Origin of the sequence: Microbacterium sp. NPDC086615 (assembly GCF_040686055.1) — a bacterium.
GTDB lineage: Bacteria > Actinomycetota > Actinomycetes > Actinomycetales > Microbacteriaceae > Microbacterium.
Map to the genome: position 1 here is coordinate 22,285 of NZ_JBFBJJ010000008.1, position 13,178 is coordinate 35,462.

The window sequence follows — 13,178 nt, forward strand, 5'->3', positions numbered from 1 at the left end:
CCCCCAGTGTATTCGCCGGGCGCGGGACCCCCGTGGCCGAGCAGCCCCGGCGAGCGTCGTTCAGCGCAGCGAGATCTCGGCGTTGTCGATGAAGCGGTGACCGCCCACGGTGGCGGCGATCAGCGCCAGCGCCCGACCGCGGTGTCCCTCCTCGACAGGGAGGAACGTCGCCGGGTCGACGACGGTGAGGTACTCCAGGGCGATGCGCTGCTCGCCCATCAGCGACGACTGCGCCGCCGCGATGCACGCGTCCACGCCCAGGTCGGCGTTCGACGCTGCCGCTTCGAGCGCACGAGGAAGCTTGGCCGCCGCGCGACGATCGGCATCCTCGAGAAGGGCGACACGGCTCGAGATCGGCAGGCCGTCTTCGGCGCGGACGGTGGGCACGACGACCGTCTCGATCGAGAAGTCGAGATCGCGGATCATCCGTTGAACGAGGAACACCCGCTGCAGGTCGCGCTCCCCGTAGACCGCCACGTCCGGACGCACGAGGTGGAAGAGCTTCGCCTCGACCGTGAGCACCCCGTCGAAGTAGAACGGTCGCGATCGTCCCTCGTACCGAAACCCGAGGTCGCCGGCGGCGACGCGCGTGGTGGCCGTTCCCGCGGGCAGGAACTCGGCCGCCGTCGGCGCGAAGACGAGGTCGACGCCCAGGTCGGCGAGAAGGTCGGCATCCGCCTCCGGCGAGCGCGGATAGGCGGCCGTCTCCTCGGCGGTTCGGAACCGCAGCGGGTTGACGAAGGTCGACACGACCACCACGTCCGCGTGCCGACGGGCCTCTCGGATCAGGTCGACGTGCCCCTCGTGCAGAGCGCCGAGCGTAGAGACGAGAGCGACGCGCGCGGCGCGTCCCGAGGGGTCGGCGCTGCGCACATCCGACAGGCGGGCGCGCAGATCGTCGAGGGTGCGGATCATCCGTCGATCGTAGCGTCCGGACCCAGCCCGTCCCCGCCGGCTCGAGTGCCCTCGGCGAGCGCCTGGTCGACGCTCGAGCGCACGAGGGCCGAGAGGTATCCGCCGGTGTTCTCCACCCCGACGCTCGACAGCAGCGCCGCGGACTGCTGCACGATCGAACGCGAGAACTCGGTCGCCGTCGCGATCGCCTCGGCATACGTCGGGCGGTCCGCTTCGGCGACGACGACGGGCTCGCAGCCGAGCTCGACGGCGAGGGCCTGCGCGATCGGCAGTACGGGGGCCGGAGCCGTCACGGCCGCGTACGCCTGGGCGAGCTGGTGCAGGTCGTGCGATGAGACCCCCGTGAAGGTGATCGCGGGGTGGATCGCGAGCGGGATGGCCCCGCACTTCACCGCCGGTCCGAGGACTCCGGTGCCGTACGCCGGGTCGGTGTGCAGCACGAGCTGCCCCGGTTGCCAGGCGCCGAGGTCGGCGAGGCCCGCGACGAGACCCTCGAGCTGGTCATGCGGCACAGCCACCACGACGAGCTCGCTGCGTCGCACGACCTCCTCCGGTGCCAGCACAGGTAGTCCCGGCAGGATCGCATCCACGCGGTCGTCGTCGGACCCCGACGTGATCCCTGTGAGAGCGTGCCCCGCCCCGGCCAGGGCCGAACCGATCACCGGACCGACCCGTCCTGCTCCGATGATCCCGACGCCCAGTCGCCCATCGCGCATATCGCTCATCCTGCCCACCTGTGAGTCCTGTCCTCCGCCGCGGCGGCCACGGTCGCGCGGGCGGTGTCCTCCATCAACGTCACTGCCGCGTCCCGGTCGAGCACGCCCACCGAGGTCTGCACCGTCCCGGCGATCACGTGCGCCGCCAACCGCCCGGTGCGTGTCGCCCGCGCCAGGGGCCCCTGGTGCAGTCCGATCGACTGCAGTCGGGCCAGCGGGAACACCGACAGCGATCGCCAGATCCACCCGCGCCGGAGGAACAAGGCGTCAGACGTCAATAGCGCGCCGTTCCGTCGCCACGACAGCGGGCGGAGGAGGCGGGCACGGCGCGGGGTCGTGACGTAGGGGTCGTCCTCCGCGGGACCCAGCATGCCGTCCTGGATGACCCGAGACCAGCCGTCGACGGGAAGGGCGGGCGCAAGGATCCGCAGCACACGCTCGACGTCGTCCCTCGTGCCCACCGGCAGGACGGCAGCGAGTTGGTCTGTCGACGAATCGGTGGAGGAGCGACCCGACAGGCGGTTGATCGAGACCGACCACCATCCGAACGGCCGCCACAGCAGCGGTTGGCGCACCTCGATCGCGTGCACGCGTCCGGGGGGCACGACCTCGCTGATCGTCGTGAAGAGCCCGAATGTCACCCGCACGCCGTCCGCGGTGGGTGCGATCGAGTACCGCAGCCCGCGTGCGATGGACCGCACGTAGTACGCCCCATAGGCGAGGAAGGTGGGGACGACCGTGAACAACAGCCACACCGTCGAGATCGAGGCCGCGACGACGATCGCCGCGACGAGGCCGAGCAGCCAGAACATCGATCCGCTCAGCACCCGAGAGGCCACGAGCCGCCCGAGCGGGATCCGCACGATGCTCTCGGGCTCGGCATCCGAGAAGTCCTCCCCCTCGACGAGTCCATGGATGCCGGAACCCACGGCCGCAGCCGTCGCCCGCGCGAACGATCCCCCGGCGACGGCGTTCGGTCCGGTGCTCGGACCGGCGTCCGGCACGGCCTCTGCGAGGCGACGCCCCGAGGCGAGCCGCAGGATGTCGCTGCGCAGGGCGTCGGCGTCCCTCGCCGACAGGTACTCGAGCTTGACGTTGGCATCCAGCCCGGCGCCCACCACTTCGAGCTTCGCGAGCCCGAGGAGCCGCGCGACCATCGGGCGGGTGAGGTTCACGCCCTGCACCCGGTCGAGGGGCGCGCGTCGGTGGGTGCGGAAGAGGACGCCGGAGCGCACTTCCACGTCGTCGCCGATGCGCAGCGTGTGGAACCGCCACGACAGGCGGAAGGCGCCCAGGAGGATCAGCAGCACCACCACGACGACACCCGTGGCGATGAGCAGGAGGTTGTTCGCGAAGAGGAAGTCGACGGGGTCCGGCGGCATCACCCCCGGCGGAAGGTCGGTGAACATCGGAAGGAAGAGCTCGAACAGACGCTCGCGCAGGTTGGCGACGAGGACGCCGATCATCACGAGCAGGAAAAGCCCTCCGCGCAGGAGCGGGGTCAACGGGTGCAGGCGGTGCCACTCGCCGTCGCTCATCGGCGACCGGGTCGCGATCCGGCCGCCGCGGGGAGCCGGTTGCGGCGCGGGATCCGTCACAGGCCGGTCCGACGTGTCTCGGCGACGGCGATGAGCGTGTCGCGCAGCTGCTCGGCAGCGGCCTGGGTCAGTCCAGGAATGGTGACGCCGGTCGAGGCGGCAGCGGTGACGAGCTTGAGCTGCGCGATGCCGAAGCCTCGGTCGAGGGGTCCGTGAGTGATGTCGACGAGCTGCATCCGGCCGTAGGGCACCGCCACGACGCGCTGCCAGAGGATGCCCCGGCGGAAGACGAGGTCATCGCGCCGCAGTTGATAGCCGAACGATCGCGCCTGCCGCGGGGTGATGACGAGGCCGACGATCGTGATCACCGACAGGATCCCCGCGGGGATCCACGGCCAGGGCACGTGCAGGAAGAACTGCAGCGCGAACGCGGCCGCGAGGACGACCACGAGGAACGCGCCCTGCAAGATGAGCTGCACCCGCACGTACGCGCGAGCCAACTGGTGCCACGTGCCGTCGCCGAGCGGAAGACGCCCGACGCCGCGCGGCTCGAGGATGCGCGGAAACGTCCCCTCGTCGAGAACGCGAGACGCGCTCACCCCGTCCGCATCGCGAGCGACGGCACCCGGTCCGGTGCCGAGCCCTTCGGAGCGCTCGACCGCTTCCCGCGCAACCGCCCCAGGCTCAGCCCGTTCCCGCAGAACCGCCTCACGCTCAGCCACCTCCTGCGCAGCGTCTTCGCGCTCAGCCCCATCCGGCTGAGCCGCGTCCCGCTCGACCGCTTCCCGCTCAGCCGCCTCCCCCTCAGCGGGGAGCGGCGTCCGCTCCGGGAAGTCCGGGCTGTTCGTCATCGTCGTCCTTCCGGATGGTGCAGAGTTGCTCGGCCACGAGACCCGCGACGACGAGGACGACTCCGCACACGACCGTCGCGATGATCGATCCCATCGAGCCTACCGACGGAGTCACCGGGCGGGTGAGGAGGAACGACAACAGCCCCGCACCGAAGCCCGTCGCCGCCGCCCCGACGAGCGACGACGCCTTCGCCAGCATGGCGACGCGCAACGCGCGGAAGGGGTCGATCCGTCGTGTGACGCGACCCCGGGTCGCGCGGGCGATCGGCACCGCCAGGGCGACGATCACCGCCCCCAGCAGGACGAGGATCGTGGGCAGGCTCGCGGCGGGAGAGAACGTCGGTCGCCCCATCGCGGCGAGGACGGTGTCGAGGATGAACCCGCACACCGCGCCGATCACGGCCGCGATGAGGAGGATTCCCGCGCCCGTGCGCTTCATCGTTCCCCTCCCCGCAGGCCATCGAGCAGGTCCTGAACGCGACCGCGTCCGGGGAGATCGGCATCCGGATCCACGTCCACCCACGGCTCGAGCACGAACGCGCGCTCGTGGGCACGCGGGTGCGGCACCGTGAGATCGTCGTCGTCGATGCGTTCGTCGGCGTAGGCGATGAGGTCGAGATCGAGGGTCCGGTCTCCCCAGCGCTCACGACGGACGCGTCCGTGCTCGGCCTCGATGCGATGCAGTTCGCGGAGCAGCGCGCGCGGCGCGAGCCGGGTGGTCACGAGGGCGACCGCGTTGAGGTAGCGGGGCGCGTCCTCGTCCTCGCCGTGCAGCGTGACCGCCACGGTCTCGAGCGGTGCCGACACGCGCACAGCGGTCGTGAGCGGCAGCGCACGCAGCGCCGCGATGGCCGCGTGCAGGGTCTCGGCACGGTCACCGAGATTCGCACCGAGGGCGACGACCGCTTCCACGGGGGCGTCTCTCGGGGCGTCACCGATGCCGTGGGCCAAGCGCACGCTCATTCGCGACCGCGCCGAATGGTCACGGCGACATCACCGAACGGCACGGTGATGGGGGCGGCCGGCTTGTGCACCGTGACCGTCACCTCCTCCACGCGCGGGTCGACGAGGACGTCGTCGGCGATGCGCTGCGCGAGTGTCTCGAGCAGGTCGGCGGGCTCGCCCTCGACGATCTCGACGATGCGTTCCGCGAGCTCCCCGTAGTGCACGGTGTCGCGCACGTCGTCGGTCGCCGCCGCGATGTGCAGAGGCAGACGCAACCGCACGTCCACGACGAACTCCTGCCCGTCGCGCTTCTCGTCGGCGTACACCCCGTGATAACCGAAGGCGCGCACCCCCGTGAGGGTGATCTCGTCGACGGCATCCATCAGGCCTCCCAGGCGCGGGCGACGGCGAGCGCGTCGCGGGTGGTCGGAACATCGTGCACGCGGACGGCCCACGCCCCGGAGCGCGCGGCGAGGGCACTCGTGACAGCCGTGGCGAGGTCGCGGCGGGCGAGGTCGGCGTCGTCGCCGAGCACCTCGGCGAGGAACCGCTTGCGGCTCGTCCCGATCAGCACGCGCGAACCGAGCGCGGCGATCGTGGGGATCGCGCGCAGCACGTCCCAGTTCTGGATGCCACGTTTGCCGAAGCCGATGCCCGGGTCGACGACGATGCGATCCGGCGCGATTCCCGCGGCGCGGGCCGCCGCCACGCGTTCGGCCAGCTCGTCGGCCACCTCCCGTCCGACGTCGACGTAGTCGGCCCGGGCGTACATGTCGGTGGAGGGGCCACGCCAGTGACCCAGCGCGATGTCGGCGTCGGTCTCGGCGACGGCTGCGAGCATCTCCGGATCGGCAAGGCCGCCTGAGACGTCGTTGACGATCCGCGCACCGGCGGCGACTGCGGCGCGAGCGGTCGACGCGTTCATCGTGTCGATGCTCACGACCGCGCCTTCGGATGCCAGGGCCTCGACGACCGGCAGCACGCGCTGCTGCTCGACGCGCCGCGCCACCCGTTCGGCGCCGGGCCGCGTCGACTCGCCGCCGATGTCGAGGAGGTCCGCCCCCTGCGCGCGGAGCGAACGCGCGTGGGCGATCGCCACATCGGGGTCGAGGTACCGACCCCCGTCGCTGAACGAGTCGGGGGTGACGTTCACGATCGCCATGATGAGGGTCACGCGCGCGTTCCGATCAGGGCGACGAGCTCGGCGCGGGCGACGGGGTCGGTGTACACGCCGCGCGCGGCGATCGTGACGGTCGAGGCATCGAGCTGCCGCCCGCCGCGCATCGTGACGCACTCGTGGACGGCATCCAGCACGACGAGCACTCCTCGCGCATCGAGGGCGGATGCCACGGTGTCGGCCACCTGCTCGCCGAGGCGTTCCTGCACCTGCGGACGCGACGACAGGATGTCGATGACCCGGGGCAGGGCGCCGAGTCCCACGACCTCTTCACCCGGCAGGTAGGCCACGTGCGCGCGACCGCGGAACGGCAGGAGGTGGTGCTCGCACATCGAGCGGAACGAGATGTCCCGCAGCATCACGGCACCGGACGGAAGGGTGTCGGGCGCCGGCCCGCGGGTCACCGAGATGGTGTGCGCGAGGGGGGCACCGGCATCCTGATCCACTCCGCCGAAGAACTCGCTCCACGACTCGGCGACGCGGGTCGGCGTCTGCCGGAGCCCGGGGCGGTCGGGGTCTTCTCCGATCGCCTCGAGCAACTCGCGTACGAGCGCGGCGACGCGCTCCCGGTCGACGGCCACGGCGCCTTAGGCCGTGGCCGGTCGCGTCTGTCCGCTCGGGCGGCGCTGCGCCTGCGTCGCGGTCTGCGACTCCGACTCCACCGAGGCGGCGACCCCGGCGGGGGCGGGGCGACGAGGGACGTCGACGGGCGGCAGGGTCGAGACCGGGCGGTCGCCGGACGACAGCCACTGCGGACGCGGCGGAAGACGCTTGACGTCCTTGAAGATCTCGGCGAGCTCGATGTGGTCGAGCGTCTCTTTCTCGAGCAGTTCGAGAGCGAGGCGGTCGAGCACGTCGCGGTTGTCGTTGATCACCTGGTAGGCCTCGTTGTGCGCCTGCTCGATCAGCGCGCGCACCTGGGCGTCGACGCGCTCGGCGATGCGCTCCGAGAAGTCACGCCCGTGACCCATGTCACGGCCCATGAAGACCTCACCCGACGAGGAGCCGAGCTTGACCGGGCCGACCTCGTTGGTCATGCCGTACTCGGTGACCATCTTGCGGGCGATGCTCGTCGCCTTCTCGATGTCGTTCGACGCGCCGGTGGTGGGGTCGTGGAAGACGATCTCTTCGGCCACGCGGCCGCCCATGGCGTACGTCAGCTGGTCCTGCAGCTCGTTGCGGGTCACCGAGTACTTGTCGTCGAGCGGGAGCACCATCGTGTAACCGAGGGCCTTGCCGCGCGGCAGGATCGTGACCTTGGTGACGGGGTCGGTGTGGTTCATCGCCGCCGCGGCCAGGGCGTGACCGCCTTCGTGGTACGCGGTGATGAGCTTCTCTTTGTCCTTCATCACGCGGGTGCGGCGCTGCGGACCGGCGATGACACGGTCGATCGCCTCATCGAGGGCACGGTTGTCGATGAGCTGCGCGTTCGAGCGGGCCGTCAGAAGAGCCGCCTCGTTCAGCACGTTCGCGAGATCAGCACCGGTGAAGCCGGGCGTCTTGCGGGCGACGACCTCGAGGTCGACAGAGTCGGACAGGGGCTTGCCGCGGCCGTGCACCTCGAGGATGCGCTGGCGACCCTTGAGGTCGGGGGCGTCGACGCCGATCTGACGGTCGAAGCGGCCCGGACGCAGCAGAGCCGGGTCGAGGATGTCGGGGCGGTTGGTCGCCGCGATCACGATGACGTTGACCTTGGGGTCGAAGCCGTCCATCTCGACGAGCATCTGGTTCAGCGTCTGCTCGCGTTCGTCGTGCCCGCCGCCCATGCCGGCGCCGCGGTGGCGACCGACGGCGTCGATCTCGTCGATGAAGATGATGGCCGGCGAGCTCTCTTTGGCCTGGTTGAACAGGTCGCGCACGCGGCTCGCGCCGACACCGACGAACATCTCGACGAAGTCGGAACCCGAGATCGAGTAGAACGGCACGCCGGCCTCGCCGGCGACGGCGCGGGCCAGGAGGGTCTTACCGGTTCCGGGAGGGCCGTACAGCAGCACGCCCTTCGGGATGCGGGCACCGACCTCTTCAAACTTCTTCGGGTCCTTGAGGAATTCCTTGATCTCGTCGAGCTCTTCGATCGCCTCGTCGGAGCCCGCGACGTCCTGGAACGTGACGGTCGGCGTCTCTTTCGTCACGAGCTTCGCGCGCGACTTGCCGAACTGCATGACCTTGCTGCCGCCGCCCTGGGCGCTCGAGAGCAGCCACCAGAAGAGCAGGCCGAGCAGCACGAGGGGGATCATCAGGCCGAGGATGCTGTCGAACCAGCTGGGCTTGGGGACGATGTCGTTGAAGCCGTCAGCCGGCGCGGCGCTGTCGATCGCGCTCGCCACCTCGTTCGCACGGGCCTGGCTGTAGTAGAACTGCACGTCGTTCGCACCCTCGAACGGCTGCGACAGCGTGAGGTCGACGCGCTGGTCGGGGTCGTTGGTCACCACCTGGGTGACCGTCCCGCCCTTGAGCAGGTCGAGACCCTCTTTGGTGGAGATCTGTCGAGCGCCGCTCAGGTTCGAGATGAGCGAGAAACCGATGACCAGAAGCAGGCCGACCAGCAGAACGTAGATGATCGGGTTGCGCGTGATCTTCTTGAAATCCATGGTGGGCGAGCCCAGCCCTTTCGTGATCCGCTCCAGATAAAAGCGGTGGGATCAGGGTAACGCTCAGCGGCTATGCCGAGTCTGTGCGTTCGTCGTGGGCGTATCCGGCCGTCAGGAGTACACGTGCGGCGCGAGCACCGCCACGTCGCGGAGGTTGCGGTATTTCTCGGCGTAGTCGAGCCCGTATCCGATGACGAAGTCGTTGGGGATGTCGAAGCCCACGTACCGGCAGTCGACCTCGACCTTCATGGCATCCGGCTTGCGAAGGAGGGCGAGCACCTCGACCGACTCCGCTCCGCGCGAGGCGAAGTTCTCGAGCAACCAGCTCAGGGTGAGGCCGGAGTCGATGATGTCCTCGACGATCAGCACGTGCTTGCCGGTGATGTCGGTGTCGAGGTCTTTGCGGATCTGCACGACACCGCTCGAGCGCGTGCTCGCGCCGTACGACGACACGGCCATCCAGTCCATCGTGATGTGCATGGGCAGGTGCCGAGCGAAGTCGGCCATGACCATGACGGCCCCCTTGAGCACGCCCACGAGCACGACGTCTTTGCCGGAATAGTCGGCGACGACCTGCTGCGCCAGTTCGGCGAGCTTCTCGTGGATCTGCTCCTCGGTGAGGAGGACTTCGCTGATGTCGTCGGAGATGTCGGCCGCGCGCATTCGGAAAGTCTACGTCGGTCGATTCAGGATGCCGCCCGCGCGACGACCTCGATCCGCCCGCCGACGCGGCGCGCGAGGCATCCGGGCAGATCGATCGGGCCCTGCCCGCGCCAGTCGGTGGCCAGACGCGCGACCTCGAGGGTCTGGGTGCGCGTCAAGGACACCCCGAACTCGCTCTCGACCACGTACCGCACGATCCGGTTGCGCAGCGCCGCGGGGTTCGCCGCCAACGCCGCCACCGAGACCGAGATCCCCGCCTCGGCGTGCTCGACGATGTCTTCGATCGTCTCGTCGATCATGTCCTGGAAAGCCGCCGCATCCTCGCGCAGCTGCTCCGCGGTGCGGGCGAGGGCCTCCGCGACGCCGGGACCGAGTTCGGCCTCGAGCACCGGCAGAACGCGCTCGCGCACCCGCACCCGCGTGTACGCGGGATCGGTGTTGTGCGGATCGGTCCACGGGTCGAGCCCCACCGCGGCGCAGGCCGCCACGGTCGTCGCCCGGCGCACCGCGAGGAGGGGGCGCAGCCACGTGGGGCCGGTGGCATCCTGTCGCTCGGGCGCCATGCCCGCCAGGCTCGTGGCCCCGGCTCCGCGCGCCAGGCCGAGGAGCACCGACTCGGCCTGGTCGTCGAGGGTGTGGCCGAGGAGCACCGCGCTGGCGCCCGCGTCCGCCGCCGCGCGCGAGAGACCGGCGTAGCGCGCGGTCCGCGCGTCCGCCTCGGGCCCGTCGGCCGAGCCGACCTCGACCGCGACGACTCGGGCCTCGAGCCCGAGAGCGCGCGCCTTCTGCGCGGCGGCCGCCGCGACGGCATCCGATCCGTCCTGCAGTCCGTGGTCAATGACGACCGCCTGGGCCCGGATGCCGGCGCGCGGTGCCTCGAAAGCAGTCGCGGCTGCGAGGGCCAGAGAGTCCGGTCCGCCCGAGAGGGCGACGATGACGGACCCGTCGATCCGGGCGAGGGCGGTGCGCACGGCGCGACGCACCTCGGCGACGGACGGGTCGAGTCCGGGGCGGTGATCCATGCCTCCACGCTAGCGGCGCCCCGACTCCGGCCACGGGCGGCTCCCGACTAGGCTGGGCGCGGAAATCCACAGATCTAAGGAGCACGAGTATGGGCGCTTACGACGCCGTCATCGAGATCCCCCGCGGCAGCCGCGTGAAGTACGAGGTCGACCACGGCACCGGCCGCGTCTACCTCGACCGCATCCTGTACACGGTGTTCGGCTACCCGGCCAACTACGGCTTCTTCGAGAACACCCTCGGCGAAGACGGCGACCCGCTCGACGTGCTCGTGCTGCTCGACCGCGAGCTGCACCCCGGCATCCTCGCGAAGGTGCGCCCCGTCGGCGTGCTGAAGATGAGCGACGAGGCCGGCGGCGACGACAAGGTCGTGGCCGTGCTCGCGAAGGACCCGCGCTGGGACCACATCCAGGACGTCGGCGATATCGACGAGTGGACGAAGAAGGAGATCACGCACTTCTTCGAGCACTACAAGGACCTGGAGCCCAACAAGTGGGTCAAGGTCGACGAGTGGGCGGATGCCGCCGAGGCCGAGCGCCTGGTGAGCGAGGCGTTCACGCGCTTCGACGAGCACGACGCGCAGACCAAGACGCAGGGTTCGGGCGAGGCTCCCAACACGCTCTGAGTCCCGCTCTCACGCGAAGAACCCCCCGGTCTCGGACCGGGGGGTTCTTCGCGTTCAGACGTCGATTCCGCGCCAGCGCAACCACGGCGCCGGGTCGGTTGTCCCGCCCCACGGCGGGTAGACCTCGAAGTGGAGGTGGCAGCCGAACGAGTTGCCCGTCTGCCCGGCGGCCGCGATCTGCTGGCCCGACGAGACCCATTGGCCGTACGAGACGTAGATGCCGCCGTCGACGATGTGGGCGTAGCCCGTGCCGGAGCCGTCGGGGTGCTCGATGCGGATGTAGTTGCCGTAACCGCCGTTGTAGCCGGCGTAGGTCACGCGTCCGTCGAATGCCGCGTAGATCGGTGACCAGCAGCCAGCACCGAAGTCGAGACCGAGGTGCCACGAGCTCGCGCAGTAGCTGCCGTTGCACTGGCTCGAGCGCGGGCCGTAGCCCGAGGTCGTGCCGGCCCACGACGGGCGAGACCAACCGCCCGGGCCGCCGCCGTTGCCGCCGCCACCTCCGCCACCGCCGCTGTCGCCACCGCCGCCGCCGTTGTTGTTATTGGCGTTGTCGCGCGCTTCCTGTTCGCGACGCTCGCGCTCGGCGCGGTCGCGCGCCTCCGCCTCTTCGCGGGCCTTGCGCTCACGCTCTTCGCGGGCCTTGCGCTCCGCCTCGACGCCCGCCTGGTAGTCGGCGACGGTCTTCGCGGTCGTGTCCTGGAGGGCGGCCAGCTGCGCCTCGAGCGTCGCCTGGTTGGCCTGCTGCGCGGCGAGGGCGTCCTGCGCGGCCGCGGCGGCCTGCTGCGCGGCGACCATCTTCTCTTCGGCGATCTTCTGCAGACGATCGCGCTCGGCGCGTGCGTCGTTCGCCTGGTTGCTGAGATTCTTCGCGTTGTCGCGAGCCGTGACCGCGGCGGCGTAGACCGCGCGGTTGCGGTCGACGAGCTTGTCCATCGTGCCGAGCTTGGCGAGCAGGTCGTCCGCCGTCGCGGCCGAACCGGAGAAGAACAGGTCGAGGGAGGTATCGTCGCCGCCGGCGCGGTAGAGCTGCGCGGCGACCTTGCCGGCCTTGGTCGCGGCATCCGTCGCCTTCTGCGCCTCGGCGTCGGCCTGCGACTGGATCTGCTGAGCCCGGTAGTCGGCGTCGAAGTACGCCTGCTGCGCGGTGTAGTACTCGTCGGAGCGGGCGACCACCTCGGCCTGCGTGCGCGCAACTTCGGACTGCAGCTGCTGGATGAGGCCCTGGATCCGGGTGATCTCGGCGGCCTTCGCGGCCTCGTTCGCGCGGGCCGCTTCGACGTCGTCCCACGAGGGGTAGTCGGCGGCGTAGGCGGGCGATCCGAACGACGGCACGGTCGCACCGAAGGCCCCGACCGCGACGGCCCCGAGGGCGCCGAGCTTCAGCGCGCTCCGTCGATCGAGCGACGGCCACAGGCGGCGCCTCTCATTCGCAGAGGGCGCGCAACCGCAGTCGTCTTGATCTTCGGGGCGCTCGAGCGTCACGGGAATACCTTCTCTCACCGGTTCGCAACTCGGAACACAGTAGCAACACGAGTCACAGGAGCAACAGAGCGAGTTCCCGCCGTTGCGCCTCATTGTCGGCCCCGTCGGGCCCTCTGACACGGACGCCACGCCCTCGATTGGCAATCTCGCGAATCATGAAGTAGGCTCGGTCGTCGGCAAGCGAGAGCGAAACCGCAAGGTTTCTCCCTCATCCGGCCCCATCGTTTAGCGGCCTAGGACGCCGCCCTTTCACGGCGGTAGCACGGGTTCGAATCCCGTTGGGGTCACTTTCCGAATGAACAACTAAATACGCATGGCCCTGTAGCGCAGTTGGTTAGCGTGCCGCCCTGTCACGGCGGAGGTCGCGGGTTCAAGTCCCGTCAGGGTCGCTCTGAGCGACGGGCCCTTTTCGGAGGGCCTTTCGTTTCGGTCGCGGCATCCATGGTGCCGCGAGGCTCTGTAGCTCAGTTGGTAGAGCGCACGACTGAAAATCGTGAGGTCACGGGATCGACGCCCGTCGGAGCCACAAGGATCGTCATTACAACGGTCCTAGAAACCCTCGCCTAGCTTCTACATGGCGGGGGTTTTGCTTTACCACCGGCCAGTGGTGCCTTCTGATAGCGATCATCCGACTTCGACTTGTTGACTGAGC

General features: G+C 70.0%; 14 protein-coding genes and 3 tRNA genes. 4 read left to right on the forward strand and 13 right to left on the reverse strand.

Features of this window, described 5'->3' with window-relative positions; translation table 11 throughout:
* Positions 1-60 precede the first annotated feature (60 nt).
* The 12 genes from panC to tilS form a co-directional block, all read right to left on the reverse strand.
* Positions 61-915 (reverse strand): pantoate--beta-alanine ligase, encoded by an 855-nt coding sequence (gene panC / locus AB0O24_RS09580; RefSeq protein ID WP_275801521.1) that lies wholly within the window; start codon positions 913-915, stop codon positions 61-63.
* Positions 912-1,640, reverse strand: coding sequence for a DUF2520 domain-containing protein (locus tag AB0O24_RS09585; RefSeq protein WP_275801522.1), 729 nt, complete (start codon positions 1,638-1,640; stop codon positions 912-914). Before AB0O24_RS09585 ends, panC begins: the two co-directional genes overlap by 4 nt.
* Positions 1,637-3,229 carry a PH domain-containing protein gene (locus tag AB0O24_RS09590; RefSeq protein ID WP_275801523.1) on the reverse strand — a complete coding sequence of 531 codons (1,593 nt, stop codon included), beginning with the start codon at positions 3,227-3,229 and terminating at the stop codon, positions 1,637-1,639. The genes AB0O24_RS09585 and AB0O24_RS09590 overlap by 4 nt, the downstream gene beginning before the upstream one ends.
* Positions 3,226-3,768, reverse strand: coding sequence for a PH domain-containing protein (locus AB0O24_RS09595; protein ID WP_275801537.1), 543 nt, complete (start codon positions 3,766-3,768; stop codon positions 3,226-3,228). The genes AB0O24_RS09590 and AB0O24_RS09595 overlap by 4 nt, the downstream gene beginning before the upstream one ends.
* Positions 3,769-3,973: 205 nt before the next feature.
* Positions 3,974-4,459, reverse strand: a complete 486-nt coding sequence (locus AB0O24_RS09600) for a DUF3180 family protein (protein WP_275801524.1) — start codon at positions 4,457-4,459, stop codon at positions 3,974-3,976.
* Positions 4,456-4,983 (reverse strand): 2-amino-4-hydroxy-6-hydroxymethyldihydropteridine diphosphokinase, encoded by a 528-nt coding sequence (gene folK, locus AB0O24_RS09605; protein WP_363374442.1) that lies wholly within the window; start codon positions 4,981-4,983, stop codon positions 4,456-4,458. Before folK ends, AB0O24_RS09600 begins: the two co-directional genes overlap by 4 nt.
* Complete coding sequence (folB, locus tag AB0O24_RS09610) at positions 4,980-5,348, reverse strand: dihydroneopterin aldolase (protein WP_275801526.1); 369 nt, start codon at positions 5,346-5,348, stop codon at positions 4,980-4,982. Before folB ends, folK begins: the two co-directional genes overlap by 4 nt.
* Positions 5,348-6,139, reverse strand: coding sequence for a dihydropteroate synthase (gene folP / locus AB0O24_RS09615; protein WP_363374445.1), 792 nt, complete (start codon positions 6,137-6,139; stop codon positions 5,348-5,350). Before folP ends, folB begins: the two co-directional genes overlap by 1 nt.
* Entirely contained in the window at positions 6,136-6,723 is a 588-nt protein-coding gene (gene folE / locus AB0O24_RS09620) for a GTP cyclohydrolase I (RefSeq protein ID WP_275801528.1), read from the reverse strand. The genes folP and folE overlap by 4 nt, the downstream gene beginning before the upstream one ends.
* A gap of 6 nt (positions 6,724-6,729) precedes the next feature.
* Positions 6,730-8,733: an ATP-dependent zinc metalloprotease FtsH gene (gene ftsH, locus AB0O24_RS09625; RefSeq protein ID WP_275801529.1), complete on the reverse strand. Its 2,004-nt coding sequence runs from the start codon at positions 8,731-8,733 to the stop codon at positions 6,730-6,732.
* A gap of 111 nt (positions 8,734-8,844) precedes the next feature.
* A complete protein-coding gene (gene hpt, locus AB0O24_RS09630) occupies positions 8,845-9,396 on the reverse strand; it encodes a hypoxanthine phosphoribosyltransferase (protein WP_058595761.1) in 552 nt (183 codons plus the stop codon).
* Between the two features lie 23 nt (positions 9,397-9,419).
* The gene (tilS, locus tag AB0O24_RS09635; protein ID WP_363374449.1) at positions 9,420-10,418 is read right to left on the reverse strand and encodes a tRNA lysidine(34) synthetase TilS; all 999 of its coding nucleotides are present in this window, start codon (positions 10,416-10,418) and stop codon (positions 9,420-9,422) included.
* An 89-nt stretch (positions 10,419-10,507) separates the two neighbouring features.
* Here tilS and AB0O24_RS09640 point away from each other — a divergent pair, with 89 nt between their 5' ends.
* Positions 10,508-11,041: an inorganic diphosphatase gene (locus AB0O24_RS09640; protein WP_275801531.1), complete on the forward strand. Its 534-nt coding sequence runs from the start codon at positions 10,508-10,510 to the stop codon at positions 11,039-11,041.
* 54 nt (positions 11,042-11,095) lie between these two features.
* On the opposite strand, the gene AB0O24_RS09645 is transcribed toward AB0O24_RS09640, so the two are convergent.
* Positions 11,096-12,526, reverse strand: a complete 1,431-nt coding sequence (locus tag AB0O24_RS09645) for a M23 family metallopeptidase (RefSeq protein WP_275801532.1) — start codon at positions 12,524-12,526, stop codon at positions 11,096-11,098.
* A gap of 214 nt (positions 12,527-12,740) precedes the next feature.
* Here AB0O24_RS09645 and AB0O24_RS09650 point away from each other — a divergent pair.
* The 3 genes from AB0O24_RS09650 to AB0O24_RS09660 all read left to right on the forward strand — a co-directional run bounded on the left by AB0O24_RS09650 (position 12,741) and on the right by AB0O24_RS09660 (position 13,052).
* A tRNA-Glu gene (locus AB0O24_RS09650) sits at positions 12,741-12,813 on the forward strand.
* Positions 12,814-12,841: 28 nt separating this feature from the next.
* Positions 12,842-12,915, forward strand: a tRNA-Asp gene (locus AB0O24_RS09655).
* 64 nt (positions 12,916-12,979) lie between these two features.
* Positions 12,980-13,052: transfer RNA gene (locus AB0O24_RS09660), tRNA-Phe, on the forward strand.
* Positions 13,053-13,178 lie beyond the last annotated feature (126 nt).